At 42.4% G+C, this 6,615-nt stretch carries 4 protein-coding genes; all 4 read right to left on the bottom strand.

The genetic code is table 11. From position 1 onward, the window contains the following. Window positions 1–163: 163 nt before the first annotated feature. Window positions 164–2,170: a nitrate ABC transporter ATP-binding protein gene (locus RMY27_RS35315; protein ID WP_322669445.1), complete on the bottom strand. Its 2,007-nt coding sequence runs from the start codon at window positions 2,168–2,170 to the stop codon at window positions 164–166. A 147-nt stretch (window positions 2,171–2,317) separates the two neighbouring features. Beyond that, window positions 2,318–3,157 carry a nitrate ABC transporter permease gene (gene ntrB / locus RMY27_RS35310; RefSeq protein WP_322669444.1) on the bottom strand — a complete coding sequence of 280 codons (840 nt, stop codon included), beginning with the start codon at window positions 3,155–3,157 and terminating at the stop codon, window positions 2,318–2,320. A 99-nt stretch (window positions 3,158–3,256) separates the two neighbouring features. Continuing rightward, on the bottom strand, window positions 3,257–4,639 hold the full coding sequence (locus RMY27_RS35305; RefSeq protein WP_322669443.1) for a CmpA/NrtA family ABC transporter substrate-binding protein: 1,383 nt from the start codon (window positions 4,637–4,639) through the stop codon (window positions 3,257–3,259). Between the two features lie 576 nt (window positions 4,640–5,215). After that, window positions 5,216–6,274: a hypothetical protein gene (locus RMY27_RS35300; protein ID WP_322669442.1), complete on the bottom strand. Its 1,059-nt coding sequence runs from the start codon at window positions 6,272–6,274 to the stop codon at window positions 5,216–5,218. Window positions 6,275–6,615 lie beyond the last annotated feature (341 nt).

The following is a 6,615-nucleotide window of genomic DNA, read 5'->3' as shown; positions in this document are numbered from 1 at the left end:
TCAAATACTCGTTAACGGAGATAAAAGGTGGATTCATCCAGTTCAAATACTCGTTGACGGAGATAAAAGGTGGATTCATCCAGTTCAAATACTCGTTAACGGAGTTCAGAGGTTCATGAATGATATCCTATTTCTCCCACTCCCTCTTTCTCTCACGATTTTTTTATGACGCGAGTCTCCTTCTTGGTGCATCGAGAACAACTTCCGCGACTGAAAAATCACGTTTAATTTTCAAGCTGTTGAGATAAGCGATCGGATCATCGGCGTTAAAGGGAGTACCATCGAACAGTTGGATCGGTTGGCGAATATAGCTAATATCCAAACCTAATTCTCGTGCGGCGGTGCTGAAAACACGCACGCGACACACCCGTTCAACAACTTCTACCCAATTTCTGGGGAAGGGAGTGTCACCCCAACGCGCCAATTGACTCATAATCCAAATTTGTTCGGTGCGACTGGGGCGGTTAATGGCAGACTCAGAATAAAACTGGTGATGGGCATAGTCTCGCAACGGATGGTTTAAGTCACAACTGAGACTATCTGGATCTTCAAGTTGAATGTATTCTAAATCAGTGCTGACATAATCTCGCCCTGCTAAAATTTGGCGAACTTCTTGGGTATTTTCGGGATTTGCACAATACTGACAAGCTTCTAACAAAGCTTTGGTTAAGGCGATATGCGTATTTGGATAATTTTCTGCCCAATCTTCCCGCACACCAAGAACTTTACCGGGATGTCCCAGCCAAACTTCTAAGTCGGTAGCGATAGTAAAACCGACACCTTCCACAGCCGCGCGGTAGTTCCAAGGTTCGCCGACGCAGTAACCATCAATGCTTCCGGTTTTTAAGTCAGCTACCATCTGCGCTGGGGGGATGGTCTTCATGTCCACATCGCTATCAGGGTCAATTCCACCAGCCGCTAGCCAGTAACGCAACAGCAAGTTGTGCATAGAAGCGGCATGCACTACCCCCATTGTGTGCCTTTGTTCGTGGGTGAGAATCAGGTGATTTCTGAAATCTGATAAGGTTTGCACGCCTTGGTCGTAAAAGCGTTTTGCTAAGGTGATGGCATTACCGTTGCGAGTCATGGTAAGGGCGGTGACAACAGGGAGAGGTTGGTTATTATGCCCTCCCAAAGTTAGCCACATCGGCATTCCTGAAGGCATTTGCGCCGCATCTAAATAACCGCCACTGATGCCATCTTCTATACCCCGCCAGCTACTTTCCCGCACGAGGTTAACTTCATCTAAACCATGCTTGACAAAGAAGCCTTTTTCTTTAGCAACTGCTAAAGGGGCGCAAGCTGTTAGAGGTAAAAAGCCAATTTCTAGGTTAACTTTTTCCAATCCATGACGGGCAATGTCGGCAGTTTTCCGCGCCCGAATTTTCTTGATCCGTTTCTGCTGATTAAGGAAGTAAATCATCTCACTCCGCAAGCTGTAGTAGCTGGGATGTTCTACTACTTCCATCCGCTTGCGGGGTCTGGGAATATCCACTTCTAAAATGTCGCCGATTTTAGATTCGGGGCCGTTGGTTAACATCACAATTCTGTCAGATAACAGCACGGCTTCATCGACATCATGTGTCACCATCACGGCGGTTACTTCATTTTCTTCGCAAATTTGCATCAGTTGTTCTTGCAAATTTCCGCGTGTGAGTGCATCTAATGCACCAAATGGTTCATCTAGCAGCAGTAATTTGGGACGAATCGCTAAGGCGCGGGCGATCGCAACTCGCTGCTTTTGTCCACCTGATAACATTCCCGGTTGTTTATCAGCATGGGGACGCAAACCCACCATATTAATATGTTTTTCGACAATGGCGTTGCGTTCGGCTGCGGGTGAACCTTTCATTACTGAGTCCACAGCGAGGGCAATATTTTCTCTTACCGTTCGCCAAGGTAATAACGAATAATTTTGGAAAACCACCATCCTGTCTGGGCCGGGTTTGGTGATTCTTTGTCCTTCTAAGGTAACAATTCCCTCAGTTGGCAAATCCAAACCCGCAATCATATTTAACAGTGTAGATTTGCCGCAACCAGAGTGACCAATCAAAGAAATGAATTCTCCTTTTTTAATTTGGAGGTCGATTCCTTTGAGGGCAATATATTTGCCACCACCAGTTAATTCAAAAACTTTTTCAATTTGATCAACAGCTACGAACATACTTATTTGTCCTTTGTCACTTGTACTGAGCGAAGCCGAAGTATTTGTCCTTTGTCATGTGTCATGTGTCATTTGATCTTTGGTGCGCGATCATTAGTCTTTAGTTTTTTACAAATGACCAGTGACTAATGACCAATGACCAATGACTGATGACTATTTTTGCTCTGCTGGTAAAATCTTGTTTTGCAGCCAACCCATCGCTTTATCTAGAAGCAACCCAACAACACCGATATAAACTAGAGCCAAAATTACTTCGCTGACGTTGTTATTTTGATAGGCATCCCAGATAAAAAAGCCGATTCCGACAATACCGGACATGACGATTTCGGCGGCGATAATCGCTAACCAAGCTAAACCGATCGCAATTCTCAATCCGGTAAAGATGTAAGGTAATGCCGCCGGAATCAAAATGTTAGTGAAATATTCTTTGCGGCTAAGTTGCAGAACTTTGGCGACGTTGTTGTAATCTTGAGGAATTTGGGTAACGCCGACAGCAGTATTAATTAAGATGGGCCAAATTGCCGTAATGAAAATTACAAATAAGGCGGCTGGTTCGTTTTGTCGTAAAGCTGCTAAAGAAATTGGAACCCAAGCTAGAGGTGGTACAGTCCGCAGTAGTTGAAAGATGGGGTCTAAAGCTTTGGACATGGTTTTATTCACCCCAATCAAAATGCCTAAACCAATACCAACGATCGCAGCTAAGGTATAACTGATGGCGACCCGTTGCAGGCTAGCGAGAATCTGCCAAAATAGACCTTTATCAATACCACCTCGGTCATAAAATGGCCAGAAAATCAGAACCCAAGTGTCTTGGATAACCTGTATTGGCCCCGGTAATGTGGCTCCCGGAATCCAAGCGAAGAGTTGCCAGAGAACGAGGAAGATGGCGATTGCGATCGCAGGTGGTATAAGATCGGGAAATTGCTTTTGCAGACTGGATATAAAGCTATTATTCAATTTAGGGCTTGCAGGGCGTTTTTGGGCGACTGTCATGATGCTGTATTCTCCTCAAATTTTATTTGTTATTTGTCTTTTGTCTTTTGTCCTTTGTCATTTGTCAGTTACCAATGACCAATGACTAATGACCAATGTCTAAACACTGACCTTTTTGATTTTCAGACTCTTCAAATATTCTTCTGGCTTTTCGGGGTCAAATTTGATGCCATCAAAAAACTCTTCTACACCACGCGATGTATTTGTAGGAATATCAGCAGCAGCAATTCCAGCTTCTTTAGCAGCTTCTTTCCAAATATCTTCGCGGTTGACTTTATTGATAAGTTCCTTTGCCTTGGCAGCATTATTAGCAATGTAATCTTTTGGCAAGAATCCCCAGCGAACGTTTTCAGTTATGAACCATAAATCATGACTCTTATAGGGATAGGAAACGTTACCTTTTTCATCTTTCCAGTAGTAAGCAGCCATTGATTTATCATCAATTTTACGACCATCGCCCATGTCATATTTGCCTTGGTATGGATCTGCCAGTATTTCTGGTGAAGGAAGATTGAAATAATTTCGTCCAGCCAGGATTTGAGCCGCTTCTTTGCGATTATCAAAATTATCTAACCATTGTTGGGCTTCCATAATTCCTTTTAAAATTGCTTTGGTAGCCTTGGGATTTTTGTCAACCCAATCGCCTCTCATGGCAAGATATTCTTCAGGATGATTTTTCCAAATTTCTGCGGTTAATGCTGCTACGTAGCCGATTTTGTCTTGCACCAAGCGATAAGGCCAAGGATCGCCTGTACTAAAGGCATCCATTGTTCCTGTTTTCATGTTGGCAACAGTTTGCGCCGCAGGTACTGTGAGCAATTTGACATCTGCATCTGGATCTAAGCCGCCTGCTGCTAACCAGTAGCGAATCCACAAATCTTGGTTGACGTGGGGAAAGGTGAATGCAGCAGTGAAGGGTGTTGAGGATTTTAATTCCGTGAATAGAGACTTAGCGCTGGCAAGTTGTAAACTAATACCTTTGCCTTGGTGCTTGCTGGCGATCGCAATTCCATTTCCATGTGTAACTAATTGACATAATACATACATGGGAATTTTTTGATTGCCCTTGGTAATTAAACCTTCTGAAATTAAATGTGGCATTGGCATCTGCCATTGGCCGCCATCTATACCACCACCGGCAGAACCAATTTCTACGTTGTCTCTGGCTGAACCCCAAGAAGCTTGTTTGGAAAGGTCAACATTACTCATCCCATACTTTGCAAAAAAGCCTTTTTCTTTAGCAATAATTAAAGGAGCCGCTTCTACAATGGGAATATATCCTAGCTTAACTGTAGTAGTTTCTGGTGTTTGTTCAGGGCTAATATTAGCTACCGTTTGAGCAGTTGGCTGTGCTTGGCTGCTTCCACCAGTCAGATTGTCAGGAGGATTACCCAAACAACCTTTGAGCAATACAGCACCCGCAGATGCTCCGGCTGTGAAGATGAATTTGCGGCGAGAAATTTGATTAAAAAATTCTGTCATAAATATCTCCTGAAAACGTAAATTTTATTTTTTATAGCTATGACAATTTAGGCAATAGACATTATGTTTATTGCGCCATTAATGATTAATCAAGCTATATTTGACCAAGCGATCGCAGCCATTTCATCAATGACGCGGCTAATTATATAAAAAAACTCGGCTAATTTCTTGACTCTACTCTAGTGGGTTTTAGAGGTGTCATTCACCTTGTTGAAATCAGTTTACAGCCTTTGAAGCCAAATTGCTCAACTTGGAGTATCGATTTATTAAAGAAATATTAAATTAGATATATAAGGAAAAATTTATCTATTTTCCTTAACTATATGAATAATTTTTAATATATCAACTCTTATTTATGAAGACTATTAGGTTGGCCTTATGATTGACTATCTTCACTTCTTTTGTAACTTAATTTTAGTAGTAATATATCATCTATAAATTTTTATTTATCACAACCATTATGTTATCCCTATAATTTAGGAGCGCACTGCGGTGAGAGCGAGAGGGGAAGGCTGGGAAAGCTGTAGACCTAAGTAAACACCCCAAATAAGCGTATTTCTTATCCAGCGATCGCAACTATCTACTGTTTCCAAGACTACGAATAAACCCTGTCTCTTTAAGCAGCAGTCCTAGTTCTCTGTGACGAAGTTTAGTATCCTTGTTGTTGTTTTCCCACATATCAGAAAAGAAGTCTTGCATCAGCGCAATGATACTGCGGTACTTGACGATGCTGGCAACATAAAACTTATCTAACTTCATGACTCCATCAGTATGTATCTGCTCAATGTTGTCGAGTAATATAGAGCGCAGTTCATAAGGTTTTAAGCCTTCTTTAATGCCATATTTTTCCATAATCCTGCGTTTATCGTTCTCCGAACATAAATCATACGGCGAGCGAATCAGATGACCAAGATTCCGCAAGACTTCTCCGTAGTCATAAAATGTGTTCTGCTTAAAAAAAGACTCTTCATCTTCAGTCAACGTAAAACTCTTATCAAGTACCAAACCAAAATCGGTCAAATATGTCTGCTTACCGTCGGTGAGGATATTGCGAAAATGCGCGTCAAAGTGGATGATTCCCTTCGTCCTCAAAAAGGTAATCGTCATGCGTAGGTCATTCAGGGGTTTCTGAAGTTTGTTGGGGTTTTCTTGCAGCCATGTTTCCAGAATATGCGGTATGTACTCTAGAAACAGAACTAACTCATAGTTGGCGATCGCTCTATCTAACATATAATTGCCAGCGTTGGTACTATTGCCCCAGTACTCCACATAACTTTTGAGACGCGACTTATCTACATCCGCCCGTTGCCCAGAGAAAGGAATAATCCGATAATGGTACATCAGTGGGAAAGTGGCAATTACGCCTGACAATACCCAGTTAGTTGTCTTGATATGGGTAACAAGTTCCCGGAAGACTCCAAAACCAGTGGAACCGAAGCCGTAATTACAGTAAGTTGGGAGATCATAGAGGTTTCTGGTGGAGAACAGGTTGTCATATTCGATGTTTGTAACCGGAACACGTTTCACAAAGACCTTGGATTTTCCAAGGACGATGGTGTGATTCATTCCCCAACCCGTACTCGACTCATTCGACTCACTATTGCCAAACAGAGAACGCAATTGTGCATTATCCAACTGAGCAATTTGTGAACTGAGCTTGAAGTACCTCTTCCTTCTAAGTTCTATATGCTTCTTAGGCATTTTCCCCCGTCCAGCCACAGCATGAGAAAGTGTAAGACTATTCTGATACCAATTCAATTAATTGATTGCAACACATCCTTGGCTAAAGACGCGATTCATCGCGTCTCTACAACGCAAATATAGCGATTCTCGAATGGAAGCAATACACTTTGACCTCTCTCCTAAAAGGCTACGGTGTACACACAAGTCCTTCTCACCCCCTCTAACTCCCCCTTTGCAAGCAGGGCTGTTTCATTCCATAAGATGAAGGAGTTTGTCAATATCATGAGAGATAA

Source organism: Nostoc sp. DedQUE09 (assembly GCF_034530915.1).
In the GTDB taxonomy this organism is placed as follows: domain Bacteria; phylum Cyanobacteriota; class Cyanobacteriia; order Cyanobacteriales; family Nostocaceae; genus Nostoc.
This window is presented reverse-complemented; position numbering and strand designations above follow the sequence as displayed.

What these genes read in the sequence shown, in the direction of transcription:
- ntrB (WP_322669444.1), bottom strand. Translation starts at nt 3,157, where the DNA reads ATGACAGTCGCCCAAAAACGCCCTGCAAGCCCTAAATTGAATAATAGC.
- RMY27_RS35305 (WP_322669443.1), bottom strand. Translation starts at nt 4,639, where the DNA reads ATGACAGAATTTTTTAATCAAATTTCTCGCCGCAAATTCATCTTCACA.